We start from the raw sequence: 21,835 nt of genomic DNA, 5'->3' as shown, positions 1-21,835 counted from the left end.
ATACATAGGGGAAGCGCGTGGTGACGTTACGTGTAGCGCTCGCTCTCCGTGGCCCAGTCCAGGTGCGCCCTCGGCGCGGTCAGGTAGGCGCACGCCACCTTGCTGACGTCCCTGGCGATCTTGGGAGGCAGCGTGTCGAGCGGCAGCCGCCTGGCCGCCGCGCGCATGTCGGCGCAGCGGGCCGCGATCCTGTCGAGCACCCACTCGGCCGCCTCGGGCTCGCTCACTCCCAGCTCGTGGGTCACGACCACCACGAAGTTGTGCGCGTCGCCCCGCTCCTTCGACAGAGAGACCAGGTCGTTGCACCAGGCCGCCACGTCGGCGCAGGCCTCGACCAGTGCCAGCCACGGCTCGTCGGCGGCCAGCTCCGGCGGGACCTCCACCCCCAGGCACGGCTCCACCAGGTCGTAGAGGAAGGGACCCGCCGTGCCCCTGCGCAGCACCGGGTACTCCTCGATGGTCGGCACCTTGCCGCCGGCCCTGTTGTCCGCCTCCACCCCGCACGCGTCTGCCTGCCGCTGCAGGTTCGTCGCGAACCGCAGCCGCCAGTCGTCGCTCATGGTCGCGCTCGTGGCCCGCCACAGGTCGGTGAACGCCGCCTCCAGCGGATGCGCGCCGTTCCCTTCGAAGAGCCTCGGGTACGGCTGGCCGGCCTCGTCCACCAGGTCGTCCAGGTGGAACAGCCACGTCAGCCACTGTGCGAACAGCGCCGCCGCCCTCGCGTCGAACTCGGCGAAGGCGCGCGCGGCCAGGCGGTGACAGGCCGAGCTGCGGTCGACGCACAAGCCCGTGCGCCTGGTCCAGTCGATGACCGCCGCCTCGATCGCGTACACCGAGCGGTGCATCCTGCACGGCGCGGCCAGCGCGGGAACCCGGGAGACGAGCGGCGTGAGCAGGCTCGCGGGCGTCATGGTCAGCACTACAGCGGTCCGAACAGCCAGTTGCCCACCGCGTGGGGGTCGTCGCCGGTGTAGTACTGCCGGACGGCCTCGACCAGCTCCTTCACGCCCAGCACGCCGTCACGGTCGCGGTCGAGGCGGTCGAAGGCCTCGTCCACGTCGTCGTAGGCGGTGCCGAACGCGGTCAGCAGCACGCGGAACTCCGGCACCGCGATCCTGCCGTCGCCGTCCCCGTCGCACAGCTCGGCCGCCGCCGTCGCCGCGGGCTCGAAGACCGGGTCGTACAGGTCGCCGTCGATGAAGGCGGAGGTCATCCCCGCGTGGAACTCGGGATTGGAGATCCACGCGTCGTTGTCCCTGCCGAGTCCGGCCGACAGCGTGGACCAGATGCCGTCGAAGCTCCGCACGAGACGATCGCCGACGACCGAGGTGGGGGACTCTCCGAATCCCACCAGCAGCCGCGCGCCGAGCCCCAGCAGGTCGTCGCGCTCGATCTGGCCCCTGTTGTTGACGTCGATGTGCGTGAAAGCTCGATCGAGCTTGTGTTTGCGCAGCTCCGCGCCCATACGTGCCTCCCCCGAGACGGCAGTGCGTGATCACCCTAGGAGGGCGGGGCGGCATTTGTCAGCGAGGCACGCGCTTGGTTCGCTCCCAGGCGTTCTGCCTGACCCTTGGCCGTTTCTTGGGCGACGGCGCCGCCGGCCCGCGGAGCGGCCGCCCTGGTGACGCCGCCGCGCGACGTTCCGTAACGTGCTCGAAACACGAAACAGGCAGACTGTAGGGGACCAGACATGTCTTTTCAGTCAAGGGGACGCTTTGGACCGTCAGCAGGAGTTCGTTCTCCGCACACTCGAGGAGCGCGACATCCGGTTCATCCGGCTCTGGTTCACTGACGTGCTCGGTTTCCTCAAGTCCGTCGCCATCGCGCCGGCCGAGCTGGAAGGCGCCTTCGCCGAGGGCATCGGGTTCGACGGCTCGGCGATCGAGGGCTTCGCGCGCGTCTACGAGAGTGACATGCTCGCCAAGCCCGACCCCGGCACCTTCCAGATCCTGCCGTGGCGCAGCGAGGTGCCGGGCGCGGCCCGCATCTTCTGCGACATCCTCATGCCGGACGGCTCGCCCTCCCACGCCGACCCCCGGTGGGTGCTCAAGCGCGCCCTCGCCAAGTGCGCGGACATGGGCTTCACCTTCTACACCCACCCGGAGATCGAGTTCTTCCTGCTGAAGAACCGGCCCGAGGCGGACGGCCCCAGGCCCGAACCGATCGACTCGGGCGGCTACTTCGACCACACCCCGCACAGCGCCGGGCACGACTTCCGCCGCCAGGCGATCATGATGCTGGAGTCGATGGGCATCTCGGTGGAGTTCAGCCACCACGAGGGCGCCCCCGGCCAGCAGGAGATCGACCTGCGTTACGCCGACGCCCTCACCACCGCCGACAACATCATGACCTTCCGCCTGGTCATGAAGGAGGTCGCGCTGGAGCAGGGCATCTGGGCCTCGTTCATGCCCAAGCCGTTCACCGAGCACCCCGGTTCCGGCATGCACACCCACATGTCGCTGTTCGAGGGCGACCGCAACGCCTTCTACGAGGCCGGTGCCGACTACCAGCTCTCCAAGATCGGCCGGTCGTTCATCGCGGGGCTGCTCAAGCACGCCGCCGAGATCACCGCGGTCACCAACCAGTGGGTCAACTCCTACAAGCGCCTCTGGGGCGGGGCCGAGGCCATCGCCGGTCAGGGCGGCGAGGCGCCCTCCTACATCTGCTGGGGCCACAACAACCGGTCGGCGCTGGTGCGCGTGCCGATGTACAAGCCGCACAAGGGCGGCTCCACCCGCATCGAATTCCGCTCGCTCGACTCGGCCTGCAACCCGTACCTCGCCTTCGCGCTCATCCTGGCGGCAGGGCTGAAGGGCATCGAGGAGGGATACGAGCTCCCCGCGCCGGCCGAGGACAACGTCTGGGCGCTGACCAGCGCCGAACGGCGCGCGCTCGGCATCCAGCCGCTACCGCAGTCGCTCGACGAGGCCATCTCGGTGATGGAGCGGAGCGAGCTGGTCGCCGAGACGCTGGGCGAGCACGTCTTCGACTACTTCCTGCGCAACAAGCGCTCCGAGTGGCGCGACTTCCGCCGCCAGGTCACCGAGTTCGAGCTGGGCCGCTACCTGCCCGTCCTCTGACCAGCCAAGATGCCCTGCTGCTGAGAGCCCCATGGTGATCGGGAGTCGCTCAGTGGCAGGGCATCTTGCGGTTCTGATCATGATCAGGGCACATCCAGGGCACTCACGCCCCCGTGCTGTACGAGCTGCCGCCCGCACCTGCCGATGGCATCAAGCGGCGGGGCAGGCCCCGGACCAAAGGGGACCGGCTGGGGCAGGTCGCCGAACTGGCCGCCATCCGCTCGCCGCCGACGTCGTCGCCGAGCACCGCCGACGCGCTCCCTGGTATCGCACCAAGAGCCGGCCCAGCTTCGACGACATGCTGCCCTGCTCCGCCGCCAGGTCATCGCCTCACGATTTTCCGCGACCCGGCACGCGCAGCCCGACCTCGCGAAAATCGAGGACGAGGCTCTGGCTTGTGCTTACGCAACGGGATAACGGCCGAACTCGAGCAAGGAATCAACCTAACCTTCAATAGACCCGCGGACGAGCTGCGCCCGGCTCGGGCGCATCAGCCACACGGCAGCGGCGAGCGTGAGCACCCAGCCGATCACTTCGATGAGCAGGTGATCCGTTGCGTTGGGGACGGATTGCAGCAGGTACACCCGGACGCTGTTGATCGCTCCGTGCGTCAGAACCGCGGGCCAGACACTCCCCGACTGCCAGCGAAGTGCGAGCAACAGCGGCGCCCATGGCAGCATGCCCGCGTAGTAGACAACGATGTCCCAGGATGGTCGATCACCGATGACGGCGAGGACCGGTAGGTGCCAGACGATCCAGACCAGACCGCTGACAAGGGCCAGCGGCCAGAATCCCCATGACGCGGCGCGCGTCGCCAGCCAGCCGCGCCAGCCGAACTCTTCGCCGATGGCGAAGACCGACTGCATGAGGAAGACCGGAACGATCCACATGGTCGCCGTGAAGATCTGGTCAAGCGGGTTGAGCTGCCAGATCCCCAATGCCAGTGCGATGGCGGTTTGGATCGCGGCGATCGCGGCGATGAGGCCGATGCCGATGCCGGCCCACTTGGGTGTGCCGCGCCATCTGGTGGCGAACGTCTCTCGGAACGTTCCGGGTCGTCGGGCGAGCCACATGATGATCGCTGCGAGCAGCGGGGTCAGTTGCAGGATCGGAGTGATCAGGTTGTAGAAGTCCGTCGGGACGAGCCGGAAGACCATCGGAACGGACAGCGCGAAACACAGCAGGACGGCGATCGCGAAAAACCACGTGACATCGCTGATAGTTGATCTGGCAGAACTGGAGCGCGTGGGGGACGCAGTCATGATGACCTCGTTTCGTGCGGGCGCGAGGATCTAGCTCGATGAGCGGACGGTGATCTTGGTGTACGCGGATCGGCCATCTTGAACTCGGGGAGAACCTTGACGACCGGGTCGTCCACGGAGAATCGGTCCGTCAGCAGCATGATCGCCGTCGCCGTCATCGACTTGCTCAAGGACGCGATACGGAACGGCGTCCGGGGCGTCACCGCGTTGTCGTCCCCATCCCGGCCGTGGACGATCGTCTCGACGGACGACCCGTCGATCACGGCAGCTGCGACGCCCGGCGTGCCGTAGACGGAGCGGTAGTCGTCGATCAGCTCCTGGTCACCGGCATAGGCCGGGGCTGTCCAGCCGACGAGCATGACGACGCTGAGAAGTATGAGACGTAGGAAACGCACAATCTCGAACCTAGGCCGGGCGGAATCGGTCCGGCCTCACCCGAAGGGGTGAACCCGGTACCGCCCGTCAGGATGGAATTCGTGGCGAGCGACGAGCCCGTTCTCGTAGGCGTAGATCACCACGTGCACGCGGTCACGCAGGTCCCGCTTCTGCAGGCTGGCCCGGACGTGCGACCTCACCGTGTTCTCGCCCAGCACCAGTTCCGCTTAGATCTCGCTGTTGGACCTGCCGCGGGCGAGCAAGCCGCCACCCTCTCCACGAGCATCGTGCTCATCTCCGCACTGCTGGGCGGGTGGCCGCCATGCCGGCTGTGGACCGGCCGGGCGAGCTTCTGGCGAGCAGCAGGGCGATGGCGCCGAACACCAGCCAGCCGACGACGCCGAACACTCCGCCGAGGACCGGGTCGGCGGGATGGCGGGCGTCGGAGGCCACGAGGTAGAGCGCGGGCATCGTGCCGTTGATCGCGGCGTGCCCGATCACGGCGGGCCAGACGCTGGCCGTACGGAGGCGGAGCAGGCCCAGCACGGACCCGGTGGCCACGCAGGCGGCGGTGAACAGCGGCACGCCCCACCAGCCGAGGCCTGGGTAGTGGTAGCCGGCCAGGGTGAGCGGGGCGTGCCACACGCCCCAGATCACGCCGGACAGCAGCAGCGCCTTGGTCCGGCCGAGCGGCATCAGGCGGGGCAGGAGCCAGCCGCGCCATCCCCATTCCTCGCCGAACGCGCCGATGGCGTACAGGACGGGGTAGACGACGATCGCGATGGCCAGCCCGGTGGCGGCGAAGGCGTGCGTGGCCCCGGGGAAGACCTGGCGGTAGCCCGACAGGCCCGCCAGGTCGACGGGGAAGAGGCCGGCCGCCGCGCTGATCGCGATCGTGACCGCCACGGCCACGGGGACGGCGAGCCAGGTGAGCGCGGTGACGCCGAGCGCGCGCCCCGGCCTGCCACCGAACGTCAGGCCGGTGTCGCGGGCCCACGCCCTGGCGTTGTCCCTGCGCAGCAGCCAGACGGCGAGGACCCCGAGGGCGGGCGAGAGTTGCATGCCCGCCAGCGTGGTCTGGAGGGCGGAGCCAGGGGCGTTCGGGAGCGCGCTCCAGAGGGGGATCGCGGCCAGCCAGGCGCCGCCGAAGGCGATCGCGAGGAACACGAGGAGGTCGGCGGGGCGGGCGGGGATGACCTGGCGTGGCGGCGGGCTTTCGAGGTTCGTCATGTCCTCGATCGTCGGAGGGGGAAGGGGGCGCGGCCAGTGAAGAATTCACGACCTGTGGCACTATCGCGTCATGCCCATCGACCATCAGTTGCTCGTGGTGTTCACCCTGACCACGATCGTCGCCATGATCACCCCAGGGCCTGACATGCTGTTCGTGCTGGGTTGCGGGATGCGGGGCGGGCCGCGCGCCGGCCTGCTCGCCACGGCGGGCGTCGCGACCAGCGAGGCGGTCCACGTCGCCGTGGCGGCCGCGGGTCTGGCCGCGCTGTTCGCCGCCGTGCCGGTCGCCTTCACCGTCGTGCGGATCGTGGGCGCCGCCTACCTGATCTACCTCGGCGTGCAGGCCATCAGGCAGAGCAGGAAGAACCAGGACGAGTCACCGCTCATCGGCGTGGGCATGTCGGGGCGCAGGGCCTTCCTCAACGGCCTGGTGACCAACCTGCTGAACCCGAAGATGGTCACCTTCACGATCGCCTTCCTGCCGCAGTTCATCAACCCGCAGCTGGGTCAGGTGTGGCTGCAGTTCGCGATCCTCGGTGCCATCATGATCGCGCTGGAGTTCCTCGTCGACGGCACGGTCGGCGTGATGGCCGGGCGGATCGGCGCGTGGCTGCGCCGCAGGCAGGCCGTACGGCGGCGCCTCGACCTCGCCACCGGAGGCGTCTTCATCGGGCTGGGTGTGAAACTGGCCGCCGAGCGTTGAGCCCAGGGCGTGAGCCCGGCGGCCAGGCGGGTCAGAGGTACTTCGGGTAGAGGTCGGTGGTCGGCCACGAGGTGACCGCGTCGTGCGCCTGCCACATCAGCCGGTCGATCACGTCGAAGTCGGGGGAGCCCTCCTCCTCCCGCCTGTTGAACTGCACGCACCACGTCACCCCTGCCGAGGTGCGCACGAGCAGCGTGAACGTGCCCGGCATCGAACCCGTGTGCCAGGTGTTGAGGCCGCTGCCCGCGGTCCTGACGTACCAGCCGCAGCCGTACCACCAGCCGTCGCCGCTCACGCCGATCTCCGGCTTGGCGAACGCGCGGGAGATGGAGGTGGCGTTCAGGACGGTGCCCGCCTTGTCGAAGGCGCCGGCCCACCGGACGGTGTCGACGGCCGAGGCCAGCCAGCCCCCGTTGGCGTCCTGGTTGGGCATGTTGAACCCGCCGTACGGGTACGGCACGACCTCACCCGAGGTGTCGACCACGCTCTTGTTGGTGTACTTGGAGCTGTACTCGACCTCGCTGGGCGACATGTCCGCGCGCAGGCTCTCGCCGAGCCCCATCCTGTCGATGCCGAGCGGCGCCAGCAGCTTCGACTTCACGTAGGACTCGTAGCTCTGCCCCGAGACCTTCTCGACGACCCGGCCCAGCAGCATGTAGCCGTAGTTGCTGTAGGACATCTTGCTGCCCGGTTCGAAGTCGAGCGGCTTGGCCGTGACGTATTTCACGATGTCGGCGTGGCTGACCGGCAGCGGCGCGTCGAGCGAGGCGGAGATCGTGGCGTCGAGCCACAGCGGGTCCTTGCTGACGTTCCTGTCCCAGCCGCCCGTGTGCTGCATGAGCCGCCACAGGGTGACCTTCTCGAGGCGGGGGTCGGCGGTGGCCGAAAGGCCGAGAAGCGTGGTGATGGGGGAGGTCAGGCTGAGCTTGCCGTCCTGGGCCAGGCGCAGGATCGCCGCCGAGGTGATGCTCTTGCTCAGGCTCGCGATGCGGAACAGCGAGGTCGGCTGCACGCGGGCGAGCGTGGTGGTGGTGGTGTTCGGGCGGTAGACGCCGTAGCCGCGGGCGACCAGCAGCTTGCCGTTCCTGGCGACGGCGAGCTGGCCGCAGCTGATGTTCCGCTCGGTCATGTACTTCTGCACGGTCTTGTCGAAGCTGGCCAGCTGAGTCGGGACGACCCCGCTGGCCAGCAGGGCCGCCTCGGCTCTCGCGGGCTGCAGCCCCAACGCTACGGTGGCGGCGCCCGCCTTGAGCAGGTTCCGACGGCTCAGCACAGTCACTTCTGACCCCCAAGTCACATCCGTGTCAAGGGGCAGCATCTTACGGACAAGTCAGTGCTTTTGCCGATTCCATGGGAAGCTTGACGGACATTGGCGCGTTACACGTGCTTAGCGACCCCGACATCACCCCCTGGTTCTCTTGGTTATGGGACATTCGGGTAAAATCGGTCCGTTCTAAATCGCGTTTCCAGACATATTGGAGGGTGTGGCATGACGACGGCTGCCCTGCAGACCGTGCTGACCGTCCCCGAGCGCTTCCGCGGCCCGGCGGAGATCGCCAACGGCGGCTGGATCTCCGGCACCGTGGCCGAGGCGCTCAACGGTCTCGAATCGGCCGTGGAGGTCACCCTTCATGCACCCACCCCGCTCGAGACCGAGCTCCGGCTGGAGCACGTGGCCAACTCCGCGTCCCTCTCCCAGGACGGCAAGCTGCTCGTCGAGGCCATCCCGGTCGCCGAGCACCTCACCGGGCCCGGCTTCGTGCCGTTCAACGAGGCCGCCCGCGCCGAGGCCGGATTCCCCGGCTGGAAGGGCCACGCCTTCCCCGAGTGCTTCGCCTGCGGCCTGCGCGAGCCGGGCGACGGCCTGCGGGTCTTCCCCGGTCCTGTCGACGGCGCCGACGTCGTCGCGGCGGGGTGGCGCGTGCCGTTCACGGTGACCGACGAGGACGGCGCCGTGCCCGTCGCCGTCGTCGGCGCGGTGCTCGACTGCGTGACCGGCTGGGCCCACTTCGCGCCCGGCGAGTCCGCCCTGCTCGGCCGGCTGACCCTGCAGGTCGACCGCCGCGTCTACCCGGGCGGCACGTACTCGGTCGTGGCCAAGGCCACCGGCCGCGAGGGCCGCAAGCTCTTCGGCGAGAGCGCCATCTACGAGGTGGACGGGACGCTGGTGGCCGCGGCCAGGGCGACCTGGATCGCTCCACGCTAGGAACGCATGACGTCAGGGGTGGCCCGGCCGGGCCACCCCTGACGCGTCTACCGGGTCAGACGGTCGGCGACCAGGGACGCGCACCGGTCGTCGAACAGGATCGTGTAGTGGTTGCAGTCGGGCACCAGCTCGTCGCGCAGCCCCGGCACCCGCGCCGTCCATGTCGCGGCCAGCTCGTCGGGCAGCATCCCCACGTCCTGGTTGAGCAGGCCGCGCGGCGCCCGCAGCACGGTCGTCGGCGCCTCGATGGCGGCCAGCGACGCCCCGACGCTCTCGCCGTTGACCCACAACCACCTGCCGTCCTCGCGCACCGCCTCGCCCACCGCCCGCGAGCGAAGCGCGCCCGAGGGCCCCATGAGGTCGTACCTGACGTACTCCTCCACCTCGGCCGTCCACTGCCCCACGAAGGCGGGGTGCGCCCTGAAGAAGGCGACATACTCCTCGGGCGTCGCGAAAGTCCGGCTCAGCCTGGCGATCGCGGGTCCCAGTGTGGCCTCGATCTCCGCGTCCACGTCGGCGTCCGGCGCGGGCGAAGGGAACGGCAGCCCGCCGTCCACCAGCACCACCCTGTCGAAGGGGCGCCGAGCCGCCGCCAGGACCGCCACGTAGGCGCCCATCGAGTGACCGGTGAGCACCGCGTCGGGTCCGGCCCCGACGTGCTCGGCCACGCGCAACACGTCGTCGGCGTGCCTGGGCAGGCCGTAGGGGCCGGGCAGGTCACGGCTGTGACCGCGGCCCCGCAGGTCCATCGCCACGAGCGACCACTCCGGGGGCAGCCTGCGCGCCACCGCCGCCCACGCCATGAGTGAGGCGGTGATCCCGTGGACGGCGACGATCAGCCTGGGACCCGTCCCGAAGATGGCGATCCGCAGGCCTTCGACCTCTTCTTCCCTCATGCGCGCGATCTTAGGGGCAGACCTTCCTGTACGGCAGGGCGGGCACGTACGTCCGCCACTGCGCCTCGGTGAGCGTTCCTCCCGCGCGGGCGCAGACGGCGGCCAGCACCTTGGCGGGAGCCACCGGCTGTTCGCGCACCACCGCCTTGCCGTCCATGGTGAGCAGCGACGAACCGTCGGCGGTGAAGGCCACTGACTTGATCCACCCGCCGCCGGCGAACTCGGCCCCGCCCGCGTCGGGGTAGGTTCCGAGGCTCACCCCCTTGACCGGGTCGAACAGCAGCACCCTGCCCTTGCCGCCGACCGCGACGACGTCCTCGGTGGGGGAGTAGGCGGTGGCGTAGTCGGCGGAGTTGCCCTGGGCGCCCCTGGTGACGGGGTTGAGCCGGCGCCTGGTGGCCGCGTCCCAGAGCGTCAGCCGCCCGCGCGAGTCGAGCACGGCCAACTGCCTGCCCGAGCGGGTGAAGAACACCCGCATGCCTTCCCCTCCGAACGGAGCCCCCAGGGGCTTGCCCGTCGCCGCGTCGAGCAGCGACTGGCGTGGGCCGCTCAGGGCGAGCGTGCGGCCGTCGGGCGAGAGCGCGGCGTCGTTGGTCTCGGCCTGGTCGCCGCTCCACAGCCGTCGTCCGCGCTGCCAGTCCCAGACCTGGGCGGCGTGGCGGAGGTCGGGCCTGCCGTCGTCGGGACTGCGCAACACGATGGCCAGCCGCGCTCCGTCACGGCTGAAGACGGCCCGCACCGGCTCCATGTCGCCCGCGGCCAGCCGTAGCTCGGCGAGAGTGGCCCGCGAGCCCACGTCCACGATCGCGACCTTGCGGCGGAGGAAGAGGGCCAGCCGCTTGCCGTCACCGCTGAAAGCGAGGCCTTCGACGGAGGGCAGCGAGCCGAGGTCCTTGCCTCCGCGTGCCTGGCGCAGCTTCATGGCCCCGCTGTCGTCGGCGGTCACCAGATGGTGGCCGCCCGGGGAGAGCGTCGCCAAGTCCGAGTACGTGCTGTCCCCGTCCCGCCAGGCCAGGTCGGACAGATCCATGGAGAAGACCCTGTCGTCGACGAGATAGCGATAAGTACGGCCGTCGAAGAAGCCCTGCGGGAGGTCGAACTCGTCCGAGTCGCCCCGCACGGGCATGGTGGCGAGCAGCCCCGAGTCGCCCATGCGCCAGATCTGGATCTGCTTGGCGGCGGCGGAGGCGGCGAACCGGCCGTCCGCGCTGATCGCCACCGAGCCCTGGTTCCAGACCCCGTTCTCGCCCGCGCCGTCCCGCACGCCGAGCTCGACCTCGGCCTTGGTCCTGGAGTTGGTCAGGCGCAACACCCTGGTGTCGTCGGTCGTCCTCCACTCGCCCTTGGCGTCGAGCACGAAGTGGGGGACGGCCCGAGTCGTGGCTCCGGTCTCGAGGTCCCATCGCACGTCGGGTCGCTCGCTGACGGACAGGCCGGGACCGCGCTCGTCGGTGTAGAAGAGGTCGGCTCTGCCGTTGACCAGGTCGAGAGCTCGATCGAAGGTCCGCTCCCTGATGAGGCCGCCGTCGCGCAGGTCCCATGCCCTCATGCCCTTGTCGGTGACGACCGCCAGCGTCCGGCCCGAAGGCGACAGCGCGGCGTCCGCGATTCGCTGCGATCCGAGCCCGAGGTCGGGGATGCCTCCTGTGCGCTTTCCCGTCCGGACGTCCCACAGCCGAGCCGCGTTCTCGCTGACGCTCAGCAACGTCCTGCCGTCGGGCAACAGCTTTCTGATCGTGTCGCCGCTCGTGGCGGGATCCCTGAACATCGCCGACTCGCGCTGCGCCAGTGAGGCCACCAGGCCCGCCCTGGTCTGCGGGGCGTGGTCCAGGCTCCACGCCGCCGCGCTGAGCCGCATCGCCAGCCTCGGATCCGTGCCCCGCGTCGAGGCGGCCAGCGCCGTCAGCCTCGTCGCCTCGGAGCGCTCCAACTGCCTGCCGATCTCCGCGGCCCGGTTGTCGGCGACCATGCTCTGCTGGACGGCCAGGCCCCCGGCCACCAGCGAGATCACCAGCAGGCCGCCCAGGCTGAGCGAGACGAGCCTGTTCCTCCTCGCCCTGCGCCTGGTCACCCCCGCCGCCGCCTCGAGGAAGTCGCGCTCGGCGGGGGAGAGCGTGATGTTCCTGCGCGCCGTGGCCGCCCACTGCAGCGCGTTCTCCAGGCTGGAGCCGTGGAACAGGTCGCCGTCCTTGCGGCCGCTGACGTCCCACTGCCGGGCCGCGAGCAGGATCTGCCGATGTACGGCCAGGCCGTCCCTGTTGGTGTCGATCCACCTGCGGTACCTCGGCCACGCCTGGGGCAGCGCGGGACGGGCCAGCCAGATCTCCTCGCCGTCCCTGCCCAGCAGGTAACCGAACACCTTGAGGATCTTGGTGATCGCCGCGACCTCGGGCAGGGGCCTGCCCTCGATCAGTTCGGTCGCCGCGGCGTGCCGTACCGAGAGCTCGCCGCGCTCGTCGACGGTCACCAGGCGCAGGAACACCTCGGGCGCCAGCTCCTTCTCCATGGCGCCGAGCAGCGCGTAGGCCTCCTCTGCCAGCGTGCCGAGCGCAGGATCGTCGGCGGTGACGCTCATCAGCGCCGCCTCACGCCCGCCCCTGGCGAGAAGCCCGGCGGTGCCGAGCCGCGCGTCTCCGCTCACCAGCGCGAGCAGGAGCCTGCGCGAGTCAGGCCGCTGCGCGGGCTCCTTGCTGAGCGCGGCGCCGACCAGCGGGCGCAGTTGCTCGGGCAGGACGGTGAGGTCGGGGTTGGCCGACAGCACCCTGTGCATGATCCCGCCCAGGCTGTCGGCCTCGAAGGGGTCGGCGCCCGTCGCGGCGTACAGCGTGATCGCGCCCCACGCGAACACGTCGGCGGCGGCGCTCGCCCGCTGTCCCGTGAACACCTCGGGCGCCATGTAGCTCGGCGTCCCCTTGACCAGGCCGGTCTCGGTGAGCGACATCTCCTCCGTCCTGGCGATGCCGAAGTCGATCACACGCGGCCCGTCGGGGCCGAGCAGCACGTTGTCGGGCTTGAGATCCCTGTGGACCACCCCCGCCTCGTGGATCGCGGTCAGCGCGGTCGCCACCGCGGTGGCCAGCCTGACCAGGTCGCCGCCGCCGAACCTGCGGCCGTCCGCGACGGCCCTGCGCAGGCTCGGCCCCTCCACGTACTCGCTGACGATGTACGGCCGCGGGCCCCTCAGTTCGGCGGCGATCACCTTGGCCGTGCAGAACGAGGCGACCCGCTGGGCGGCCGCGGCCTCCCTGCCGAGCTGGGCGACCTGGTCGCCGTGCAGCACCTTGACGGCGACCCTGCGGCCGTCCTCCGTGTACGCCTCGTAGACCACGCCCTGGCCGCCCGCGCCGAGCCTGGCGGCGAGCCAGTAGTCGCCGAGCCGTTGCGGGTCCCCGTCGATCAGTGCCGTCGCCATCCGCCTTCTCCGTCATCGTGATCTCTGTGGCTTTTGATGCATAAGGCCGCAATAAGGTTCGATCTGGCGTTCTTGGGGTGGTCGGGCGACACTGAAGTTCCCCCACGAAGGGTGTCAGCGATGAGCAAGCGCTCACGCCGGCGTCGCGCGCTGACCAGCGGCGCGCCCGCCTGGATGCCGGGGTTCGGCCCCGGAGAGCCGCACTGGTCCGATGACCTTCCCGACGAGCCGCCGGGAGGCGAGGGTGGTGTCAGGGAGCCGAGGCGGCCCAAGCCGACACTTCCCGGCCTGTCCGAGTACCTGGACGAACCCGAAACGCCCATTTCCGTGAGGGTCGGATAGACGAAGGCCGGATAATTGCGCATATGCGCATCACCGTGATCGAGCACGAGGCCGGAGCCGGCCTGGGGTTTTTCGAGGACTGGCTCGGCGTCGACGTCAACGTCGTCCGGCCTTATCTGGGTGAGGACGTGCCCTCGCGCGCCGAGGACGGGCTGATCGTGCTCGGCGGCGAGGCCTCGGCGTGGGACGACGAGGGCTACCCCTGGCTGCCCGCCACTCGCGAGCTGCTGCGGGTCAGCGTGGCGGACGGCACGCCAACGCTGGGCATCTGTCTGGGAGCCCAGCTCATGACCATCGCGTGCGGCGGCACGGTGGAACGCGGCGGCGACGGGCTCGAGGTGGGCGCGCGCGAGGTGGCGGCGCTGCCGGAGGCGGCGGGGGACGCGCTGCTCGGCGGCCTGGACACGGCCGTGGCCGTGCAGTACCACCAGGACGCCATGACCGCCCTGCCCGACGGAGCGGTACGCCTGGCCACCGGCGAGCAGTACCCCAACCAGGCCTACCGTCTCGGCGAGCGGGCGTGGGCGATCCAGTTCCACCCCGAGGCCACCCCCGAGATCTTCGCGGGCTGGAATCCGCCTGAAGACCTGGTCGTCGAGGTGAAGAGGGCGGAGGAGGACCTGGTCGCCGCGTGGCGGCCGCTCGCCGCGGCGTTCGGCGAGGTGGTCAGAACCAGCGGTCGTGCCGCCTCGTGAGCAGGCGGCCCAGCACGCCGTCCCCGGGAGTCGTGAGCCGGCGTGCCGCCGCACGGGCACGGGGGCGCGGCGAAGCGGGCTGGGGAGGGGACGTGCCTTCGGCAACGGACGTGCGGTCGTGCGGCGTCGAAGGGTCCCGTGGGGCGATCTGATCCCGCCGTGTCGTGAGGATGTGGGCGGCGGCGTGGACGCCGCCGAGGGCCAGCGGCAGGAGCAGCCAGCTCGATGAGGACAGCCGCTTGTCCTCCATTCGCCGCCACGCCCACACCGAGTAGGGGATGACCACGAGCGGCGCGGTGACCACGCCCGGTGTGTAGCCGCGCACCACGGCCGCCTGCGCCAGGTGCACGACCCCGTGCGCCCCGAACGCGGCCAGCGCCGCCCGGTAGAAGCCGCTGCGCGGGCCGCTGGCCGCGGCGGCCGCCACCACCCCGCCCATGAGCCCGATGGCGACGTTGACGTGCCGCTGGTCGACGTCCATCGCATCCCAGACCCGATCGGGCACCCAGGGAAAGCGTTCGACCAGCCGCGGCCGCGCCCTGCGGGCCCACCCGGCCATCGTGGCCAGTTCCTCGGCGTCGTGCAGCGCCCATGCGGCGAGCAAACCCCAAGCTGCCATGACGTCTCCCCTCTCATAGCAACGCAACGTTGCGTTGCAGTTTTCACTATACGCATACCTGACAAGATGAGAAGGTGCCGAGGATCGAGTCCATCGCCGCCCGCCTGGCCAAGCTCGGCTTCGCCGACCCGGCTCGTGCCGAACGCCTGGTCGCGGAGATCGACGCGGCCTGGCTGCTCGACGCCTTCGCGGCCGTCGCCGATCCCGACCTGGCCCTGCTGTCGCTGACCAGACTGGCCGAGCGGGACCCGTCGGTCCTGGACCTGCTGCGCTCCGACGAGGGGCTGCGCGCACGACTGCTCGGCGTGCTCGGGGTGAGCGCGGCACTGGGCGAGCACGTGATCACCCATCCCGGCCACTGGCGGTCGCTGGCGGGAGAAGCCGCCCTCGCCAGACCGGGCGAGGGCGAACTGCGCGCCACGCTCCTTCGCGCCGTCGCCGCCGACCCGTTCGCTCAGGCGCCCCGCGCCGGCGACCCGGGATCACCCGCGAGCGAACCCCTCCCAAACCCCCCGTCCCCCGCCACACCCACCACCCCCGGGCGCGAAGCCGAGCCTCAGGCTGCCGCGCCCGCGTCCGCGACGTCCCAGTCAGACGCAGGACCGCGGGCCGCCGCGTCTGCGTCCATCGCCCCCGGGTCCGACGGCGAGCCTCAGGCCGTCGCACCCGCGTCCGCCACCCCTGGGTCCGACGGCGAGCCCCAGGCCGCCGCACCCGCTCCCGCAGGTCCTCGGGCCGACGCGCGTCCTCCCGATGCACCCCGGTCCGCCGCGACCCCGCCTGCCGAACTGCGGTTCGCCGCACCCTCACCGGCCGCGCGACACTCGGTCCAGCCCGCGCCTGGGGACACGGCCACCGGGCCCGGGCCCGGCGGGGGAGACCGGGCTCCGGCCGAGCCGGCCCCCGGCGCGGACTCGGCTGGGCTCCACTCCGGCGGAGGCGAGGCGGCCCCGGCCGAAGCCACCCTGAGCAGGGGAGAGGCGGCCCCGGCCGGGGATGCGGCGGGCCTGGCCCTCGCGGCGGACGACGACCCCGAGGGGTTGAAGTCCGCCTACCGGCGGCGGCTCATGCTCCTGGCCGCCCGCGACATCACAGGCGCGGCCTCCTTCGCCGAGGTCACCGCCGAACTGTCCGATCTGGCGGGAGCCGCGTTGGAGGCGGCCCTGGCCGTCGCGCGGGCGGAGGTGCCCGCCGACGACGTACGGCTGGCCGTCATCGGCATGGGCAAGTGCGGCGCCCGCGAACTCAACTACATCAGCGACGTCGACGTCATCTTCGTGGCCGAGCCCGTCGAAGGCGCCGACGAGACCAAGGCCCTGCGGACCGCCACGCGCCTGGCCCAGGCGATGATGCGCGCCTGCGCCGACCTGTGGGAGGTCGACGCGGGCCTGCGCCCGGAGGGCCGTTCGGGCCCGTTGGTGCGCACGCTGGCCAGCCACGTGGCCTACTACCAGCGCTGGGCCAAGACCTGGGAGTTCCAGGCGCTGCTCAAGGCCAGGCCGGTCGCCGGTGACGCCGCGCTCGGCGCGGACTACGTCGCGGCGGTCGACGAGATGGTCTGGCAAGCCGCCGCGAGGGAGAACTTCGTGGAGGACGTCCAGGCGATGCGCCGCCGCGTCGAGGCGAACGCGCGCGAGGACGGGGAGCGGCAGCTCAAACTCGGTCCTGGCGGCCTGCGCGACATCGAGTTCGCGGTGCAGCTGCTGCAACTCGTGCACGGGCGGCTCGACCCGATGCTGCGGCGCAGGGCCACGCTGCCCGCGTTGGCCGCCCTCTCGCGCGGTGGATACGTCGGCAGGGACGACGCCAGGGGCCTGGCCGAGGCGTACACCTTCCTGCGCCAGGTGGAGCACCTGCTGCAGCTGCACCGGCTGCGCCGTACGCATGTCGTGCCGTCGGGCACCGACGACCTGCGCAGGCTCGGCAGGGCGCTCAAGCTGGGCCCCGACCCCGCGGCGGAGTTCACCAGGCAGTGGAAGAAGCATGCGATGGAGGCGCGGCGGCTGCACGAGAAGCTGTTCTACCGGCCGCTGCTGCAGGCCGTGGCCAGGCTTCCCGACGCCGAGGCGCGCCTGTCGACCGCCGCCGCGACCGCCCGGCTCCAGGCGCTCGGCTACCGTGACCCCTCGGGCGCGCTGCGCCACATCGCCGCGCTCACCACGGGGGTGTCCAGGCGCGCGGCCATCCAGCGGACGCTGCTGCCGGTGATGCTGGACTGGTTCGCCGACACGCCCGATCCCGATGCGGGGCTGCTCGGCTTCCGCCAGGTCAGCGACCAGCTCGGCACCACGCCGTGGTACCTGAGGCTGTTGCGCGACGAGACGGCGGTGGCGGCCCGCATGGCGCGGGTCCTGGGCACCAGCCGTTACGCCACCGACCTGCTCACTCGCGCCCCCGAGGCCGTCGCCATGCTCGGCTCCGACTCCGAGCTGGCGCCGAGGCCGGTGGCGGCGCTGCACGCGGAGGCGGCCGCGGCAGTATCCCGGCAGGCCGGTGCCGAGGCCGCCGTCGCCTCCGTGCGGGGGCTGCGCCGCAGGGAGCTGTTCCGTACGGCGGTCGCCGACCTGTCGGACCTGTCGGACATCGAGCAGGTGGGCGTGGCGCTGTCGGAGCTGAACGACGTGACGATTCAGGCCGCGCTCGACACCGCGCTCGCCAAGGTGGGGCTGGAGAGCAGGGGTGAGCCGCCAGGGGCGTTCGCCGTCATCGCCATGGGCCGGCTGGGCGGCATGGAGTGCTCCTACGCCAGCGACGCCGACGTGATGTTCGTCTGCGAACGCCCGGAGGCAGGCTTCGCCGTGGCCAACGAGCTGCGGCGGCTGCTGGCGCTGCCCGCCCCCGATCCGCCGCTGCTGATCGACCCCGACCTGCGCCCCGAGGGCAGGCAGGGCCCGCTGGTGCGCACCCTGGCGTCCTACCGCGCCTACTACGCCCGCTGGTCCTCGCCGTGGGAGTCGCAGGCGCTGCTGCGCGCCCGCTTCTGCGCCGGCGACGCCGGGCTCGGCGAGGCGTTCGTCGAGGTGATCGACGATCTGCGCTACCCGCGTGACGGCCTGTCGCAGGAGGCGGTGCGGGAGATCCGCAGGCTGAAGGCGCGCATGGAGGCCGAACGGCTGCCGCGGGGGGCCGACCCCGCCCTGCACACCAAGCTCGGCAGGGGTGGGCTGGCGGACGTGGAGTGGGTGGCCCAGCTGCTGCAGCTCCAGCACGCCGCCGCGGAGCCCGGGCTGCGGACGACCAGGACGCTCGAGGCGCTGCGCGCCGCCGTCTCCGCGGGGCTGCTCGACCAGGCCGACGCCGAGGTGCTGGCCGAGGGCTGGCGGTTCGCCTCCCGCATCCGCGACGCGATCATGCTGGTGAAGGGCAGGGCGGGCGACATGGTGCCGGCCGACACGCACGAGCGGCGCCTGATCGCCAGGACGCTCGGCTACCCGCCCGACGGTTCGCAGGACTTCGTCAACGACTACCGCAGGGTGACCCGGCGCGCTCGCCAGGTGGTGGAGCGCGTCTTCTACTGATGTCCACCTAAATCGGCGAACGCATTGCGTGTGGCGGGTCTGGCGTGTATCACGGCGTGGGGTGATCGCTTTGCTGTCTCTTTACGTCGATCTCGCACTCGGCCTCGTGATGTGCTTCCTGCTGCTATCGCTGCTGGTCAGCGGCCTGAACGAGGGATTCGTCAGGCTGCTGTCGATCCGCAGCAAGTTCCTGTGGGCCTATCTCAGGGACACCATGGACGGCGCCGACTCCTCCGGCAGGGCGTGGCTGCCCAACAAGGTGGCCGACGTCTTCGCGAAGCTGCCGTTCACGCACGACCCGCGGCCCGAGCACAGCCAGCTGCCGGCGCCGTCCGAGGTCGCGCCGATGCCCACGGCGGAGAGCGCCTCGAAGGAGGCGATGACCGCGCTGTTCTACCAGCGGGTCCGCGAGATCGACCATCCCAAGACCGGCAGAACCAGCATCGCCAACATCCCCCCTGAGCGCTTCGCCGTGGCGATGATGGAGATGGCCTCGGCGGAGAAGGACGGCGTCGAGGGGCTGCTGGTCAAGCTCAAGGGCATCGGCAGTCCGCTCCACGGTCACCTGCAGGGTCTGTGGGAGGGCGCCCAGCGTGACATGGACCGCTTCAGGCAGGGCGTCGAGACCTGGTTCGACTCCGAGATGCAGCGCCTGACCATGCTGTACAAGCGCTACGTCAAGTGGGTCGTCGGCGTGCTCGGGCTCCTGATCGTGCTGCTGTTCAGCATGGACGGCCTGGAATACGCCAAGACGCTGCTGCGTGACAACGCCTACCGCTCGGCCGTGTCGGCGATCGCGGGCAGCGGCTCGGAGCAGATCGAGCCGCTGAAGCAGGAGTGCGACACGCCCGGCAATCCCTACCGGTGCGTCACGGAGACTCTCAGCTCACCCGCCCTGGTCAAGGTCTTCGACCACGCGATCGTCAGCGTCGTCATCCCCGAGGACGGCGATCCGTCGGTCTCCTGGAACGGCGGCGCGTGGTGGGCCCGGCTGACCACGCTCAGCCACTGGCCCGGCTTCCTGGCCACGTATGTGGCGCTGCTGTTCGGCGCGCCCTTCTGGTGGGACGTCCTGCGCCGCATCACCGGCCTGCGCTCCGCGAAGTAAGATCACCCCACTCCCCCCACGTTTCTCAGGGAGGAGTCCTCATGTGGATGATCGCCGGAATCGTCATGATGTCGAGCGTCCTGGCGCCGGTGCCCGATGTGAAGGGCCAGGCGCTGGTTCCCGCGCTCGGGTCGCTCAGGGACGCGGGGTACGAGCGCGTCAGGACCACTGACGTCAGCGGGCGCGGACGCGTGGTGGTCCTGCGCCGCGACTGGAAGGTGTGCGCCCAGAAGCCGGCGGCCGGAGCCGTGCTGAGGCAGGAACGGGTGGAGCTGGCGGTGGTGAAGGTGAGCGAGAGCTGTCCCGTCGGCGCGCCCACGCCGGCCAGGCCCGGATTCATGCCGGACCTGAAAGGCAAGAGCGTCCGGGTGGCCCGCCAGACGCTGCCCCGGAGCACCACGCTCAGGATCAAGGACGCCACCGGCCAGAACCGCATCGTCTTCTGGGACATCGCGTGGCGCGTGTGCACCCAGACGCCGGCAGCCGACAGGCCCCTGGAAGGGCCTGTGTCGCTCGGCGTGGTCAAGTACGGCGAGTCCTGCCGCTGACCAGCCCCGCGCCCGCCTCACACACGGCGAGGCGGGCGCGCTCCTCCCCGGGCCCCAGAACCCGATGGCGGTCCGCAGGGGCCTGGCCCTGCTGCGCATCGCCGACGTCGTCCGACCGCGCCGCGTGCCGTCGCCAGGGCGGTCACTCGGGCACGGGGCGACGGCGCGTCGTGACGGTGGCGCGTGCGGTCCGGGTTCCGGACACCTGGAACCTGCCAAGCGGAAAGCCCGCGGCAAGGTACGGGACCTCGCCACGGGCTCTCGACTCGACGTGCGGCGCCACGGTGCTCGTCGCTCGGAAGGGACAGGCGCGGAACCGGACGGGAGCCGCGCGGCGGCCACGCAGGGCGCCGCGCGGCGACCGGCTAGACGTCGTAGTACATCTCGAACTCGTGCGGGTGCGGGCGCAGCCTGATCGGGTCGACCTCGTTCTCACGCTTGTAGGCGACCCACGTCTCGATCAGGTCGGGCGTGAACACGCCGCCCTCGAGGAGGTAGTCGTGGTCGGCCTCGAGCGCGTCGAGCACCTCCGACAGCGAGCCCGGCACCTGCGGGACCTGACGCGCCTCCTCGGGGGGAAGCTCGTACAGGTCCTTGTCGACCGGCTCCGGCGGCTCGATCTTGTTGCGGATGCCGTCGATGCCCGCCATCAGCATCGCCGCGAACGCGAAGTACGGGTTGCACGAAGGGTCGGGCACCCGGAACTCGATGCGCTTGGCCTTCGGGTTGGACCCGGTGATCGGGATGCGCACGCACGCCGAGCGGTTGCGCTGGGAGTAGACCAGGTTGACGGGCGCCTCGTAGCCGGGCACGAGCCGGTGGTAGGAGTTGACCGTCGGGTTGGTGAAGGCCAGCAGCGACGGCGCGTGCTTGAGCAGGCCGCCGATGTAGTAGCGGGCGGTGTCGGACAGGCCCGCGTAGCCGACCTCGTCGTAGAAGAGCGGCGAGCCGTCCTTCCACAGCGACTGGTGGCAGTGCATGCCGGAGCCGTTGTCACCGAAGATCGGCTTGGGCATGAAGGTGACCGTGTGGCCGTACTCCAGCGCCGTGCTCTTGATGACGTACTTGTAGAGCATGAGATTGTCGGCCGTCTTCAGGAGCGTGCCGAACTTGAAGTCGATCTCGGCCTGACCCGCGGTGCCGACCTCGTGGTGCTGCATCTCGACGTCGATGCCGCACTCGATGAGGTTGCGGACCATCTCCGAACGCAGGTCGGTGAAGTGGTCCATCGGCGGGACGGGGAAGTAGCCGCCCTTGTAGCGGGGCTTGTATCCGAGGTTGCCGCCCTCGGCCGCCTTGCCGGTGTTCCAGGCGCCCTCGATGGAGTCGACGTAGTAGTAGCTCGAGTGCTGGTTGGTCTCGAAGCGCACGTCGTCGAAGATGTAGAACTCGGCCTCGGGCCCGAAGTACACCGTGTCGGCGATGCCGGTGCCCTTGAGGTACTCCTCGGCCTTGCGGGCGACGTTGCGAGGGTCGCGGCTGTAGGCCTCACCGGTCAGCGGGTCGTGCACGAAGAAGTTGATGTTGAGCGTCTTGTGCTGACGGAAGGGGTCGAGCACCGCGCTGGAGGGGTCGGGCAGCAGGAGCATGTCCGACTCGTGGATGGCCTGGAAACCGCGGATAGACGAGCCGTCGAACATGAGGCCGTCGGAGAAAACGCTGGCGCCGAAATTCTCTACGGGAAAGGTGAAATGGTGCGTCGTCCCCGGCAGGTCGGTGAACCTGACATCGACGAACTGCACCCCTTCGTCCCCAATGAACTTCAGGACGTCGTCGGCGGAGTTAAACACTCTCGAACCTCCCGGGGCATGGGCTATCAGGCCGACCTTAGGGGTCGGCCG

Annotated in this window: 19 protein-coding genes; 8 read left to right on the top strand and 11 right to left on the bottom strand. The window is 70.6% G+C overall.

All coding sequences use genetic code 11. The annotated features are described in order from the left end of the window. Window positions 1-26 precede the first annotated feature (26 nt). Both ACFSKW_RS41885 and ACFSKW_RS41880 read right to left on the bottom strand, forming a co-directional pair. Window positions 27-911, bottom strand: a complete 885-nt coding sequence (locus ACFSKW_RS41885; protein ID WP_379579760.1) for a terpene synthase family protein — start codon at window positions 909-911, stop codon at window positions 27-29. Between the two features lie 8 nt (window positions 912-919). Next, complete coding sequence (locus ACFSKW_RS41880; protein ID WP_379579758.1) at window positions 920-1,465, bottom strand: EF-hand domain-containing protein; 546 nt, start codon at window positions 1,463-1,465, stop codon at window positions 920-922. A gap of 250 nt (window positions 1,466-1,715) precedes the next feature. Here ACFSKW_RS41880 and glnA (ACFSKW_RS41875) point away from each other — a divergent pair, with 250 nt between their 5' ends. Then, the gene (gene glnA, locus ACFSKW_RS41875; RefSeq protein ID WP_379579756.1) at window positions 1,716-3,080 is read left to right on the top strand and encodes a type I glutamate--ammonia ligase; all 1,365 of its coding nucleotides are present in this window, start codon (window positions 1,716-1,718) and stop codon (window positions 3,078-3,080) included. Window positions 3,081-3,523: 443 nt separating this feature from the next. Here the strand turns inward: glnA (ACFSKW_RS41875) and ACFSKW_RS41870 are convergent, their stop codons facing one another. The 4 genes from ACFSKW_RS41870 to ACFSKW_RS41855 all read right to left on the bottom strand — a co-directional run bounded on the left by ACFSKW_RS41870 (window position 3,524) and on the right by ACFSKW_RS41855 (window position 5,947). Next, entirely contained in the window at window positions 3,524-4,342 is an 819-nt protein-coding gene (locus ACFSKW_RS41870; RefSeq protein ID WP_379579754.1) for a CPBP family intramembrane glutamic endopeptidase, read from the bottom strand. Then, complete coding sequence (locus ACFSKW_RS41865; protein WP_379579752.1) at window positions 4,339-4,701, bottom strand: serine hydrolase; 363 nt, start codon at window positions 4,699-4,701, stop codon at window positions 4,339-4,341. The genes ACFSKW_RS41870 and ACFSKW_RS41865 overlap by 4 nt, the downstream gene beginning before the upstream one ends. Before the next feature lie 72 nt (window positions 4,702-4,773). Continuing rightward, window positions 4,774-4,917 (bottom strand): helix-turn-helix domain-containing protein, encoded by a 144-nt coding sequence (locus ACFSKW_RS41860; protein ID WP_379579750.1) that lies wholly within the window; start codon window positions 4,915-4,917, stop codon window positions 4,774-4,776. A 91-nt stretch (window positions 4,918-5,008) separates the two neighbouring features. Continuing rightward, window positions 5,009-5,947, bottom strand: a complete 939-nt coding sequence (locus ACFSKW_RS41855) for a CPBP family intramembrane glutamic endopeptidase (RefSeq protein ID WP_379579749.1) — start codon at window positions 5,945-5,947, stop codon at window positions 5,009-5,011. 70 nt (window positions 5,948-6,017) lie between these two features. On the opposite strand from ACFSKW_RS41855, the gene ACFSKW_RS41850 reads away from it, so the two are divergent. After that, the gene (locus ACFSKW_RS41850) at window positions 6,018-6,650 is read left to right on the top strand and encodes a LysE family translocator (RefSeq protein ID WP_379579747.1); all 633 of its coding nucleotides are present in this window, start codon (window positions 6,018-6,020) and stop codon (window positions 6,648-6,650) included. Between the two features lie 31 nt (window positions 6,651-6,681). Here the strand turns inward: ACFSKW_RS41850 and ACFSKW_RS41845 are convergent, their stop codons facing one another. Further along, entirely contained in the window at window positions 6,682-7,923 is a 1,242-nt protein-coding gene (locus tag ACFSKW_RS41845) for a serine hydrolase domain-containing protein (protein WP_379579745.1), read from the bottom strand. Window positions 7,924-8,139: 216 nt separating this feature from the next. Here ACFSKW_RS41845 and ACFSKW_RS41840 point away from each other — a divergent pair, with 216 nt between their 5' ends. Next, a complete protein-coding gene (locus ACFSKW_RS41840; RefSeq protein WP_379579743.1) occupies window positions 8,140-8,856 on the top strand; it encodes a hypothetical protein in 717 nt (238 codons plus the stop codon). Window positions 8,857-8,903: 47 nt separating this feature from the next. Here the strand turns inward: ACFSKW_RS41840 and ACFSKW_RS41835 are convergent, their stop codons facing one another. Both ACFSKW_RS41835 and ACFSKW_RS41830 read right to left on the bottom strand, forming a co-directional pair. Continuing rightward, a complete protein-coding gene (locus ACFSKW_RS41835) occupies window positions 8,904-9,752 on the bottom strand; it encodes an alpha/beta fold hydrolase (RefSeq protein WP_379579742.1) in 849 nt (282 codons plus the stop codon). Window positions 9,753-9,762: 10 nt separating this feature from the next. Continuing rightward, entirely contained in the window at window positions 9,763-13,164 is a 3,402-nt protein-coding gene (locus ACFSKW_RS41830; RefSeq protein ID WP_379579739.1) for a serine/threonine-protein kinase, read from the bottom strand. A gap of 120 nt (window positions 13,165-13,284) precedes the next feature. Here ACFSKW_RS41830 and ACFSKW_RS41825 point away from each other — a divergent pair, with 120 nt between their 5' ends. Together ACFSKW_RS41825 and ACFSKW_RS41820 are read left to right on the top strand one after the other, a co-directional pair. Continuing rightward, entirely contained in the window at window positions 13,285-13,506 is a 222-nt protein-coding gene (locus ACFSKW_RS41825; RefSeq protein ID WP_379579737.1) for a hypothetical protein, read from the top strand. A 23-nt stretch (window positions 13,507-13,529) separates the two neighbouring features. Then, complete coding sequence (locus tag ACFSKW_RS41820; RefSeq protein ID WP_379579735.1) at window positions 13,530-14,201, top strand: type 1 glutamine amidotransferase; 672 nt, start codon at window positions 13,530-13,532, stop codon at window positions 14,199-14,201. On the opposite strand, the gene ACFSKW_RS41815 is transcribed toward ACFSKW_RS41820, so the two are convergent. Continuing rightward, the gene (locus ACFSKW_RS41815; protein WP_379579733.1) at window positions 14,173-14,820 is read right to left on the bottom strand and encodes an HXXEE domain-containing protein; all 648 of its coding nucleotides are present in this window, start codon (window positions 14,818-14,820) and stop codon (window positions 14,173-14,175) included. The two genes, ACFSKW_RS41820 and ACFSKW_RS41815, sit on opposite strands and share 29 nt — an antisense overlap. 74 nt (window positions 14,821-14,894) lie before the next feature. Between ACFSKW_RS41815 and ACFSKW_RS41810 the strand changes: the two genes are divergently transcribed. The 3 genes from ACFSKW_RS41810 (at window position 14,895) to ACFSKW_RS41800 (ending at window position 19,994) form a co-directional block, all read left to right on the top strand. Beyond that, window positions 14,895-18,338, top strand: a complete 3,444-nt coding sequence (locus ACFSKW_RS41810; RefSeq protein WP_379579731.1) for a bifunctional [glutamine synthetase] adenylyltransferase/[glutamine synthetase]-adenylyl-L-tyrosine phosphorylase — start codon at window positions 14,895-14,897, stop codon at window positions 18,336-18,338. Between the two features lie 61 nt (window positions 18,339-18,399). Continuing rightward, on the top strand, window positions 18,400-19,446 hold the full coding sequence (locus ACFSKW_RS41805; RefSeq protein WP_379579729.1) for a hypothetical protein: 1,047 nt from the start codon (window positions 18,400-18,402) through the stop codon (window positions 19,444-19,446). A gap of 41 nt (window positions 19,447-19,487) precedes the next feature. Further along, on the top strand, window positions 19,488-19,994 hold the full coding sequence (locus ACFSKW_RS41800) for a hypothetical protein (protein ID WP_379579727.1): 507 nt from the start codon (window positions 19,488-19,490) through the stop codon (window positions 19,992-19,994). 365 nt (window positions 19,995-20,359) lie between these two features. Here ACFSKW_RS41800 and glnA (ACFSKW_RS41795) read toward each other — a convergent pair whose 3' ends face one another. Beyond that, window positions 20,360-21,784 (bottom strand): type I glutamate--ammonia ligase, encoded by a 1,425-nt coding sequence (glnA, locus tag ACFSKW_RS41795; RefSeq protein ID WP_379579725.1) that lies wholly within the window; start codon window positions 21,782-21,784, stop codon window positions 20,360-20,362. Window positions 21,785-21,835 lie beyond the last annotated feature (51 nt).

Source organism: Nonomuraea mangrovi, from assembly GCF_042681425.1.
Classification (GTDB): domain Bacteria; phylum Actinomycetota; class Actinomycetes; order Streptosporangiales; family Streptosporangiaceae; genus Nonomuraea; species Nonomuraea mangrovi.
The sequence above is the reverse complement of the archived record's forward strand: the minus strand, read 5'-3'. Positions and strand labels throughout refer to the sequence as shown.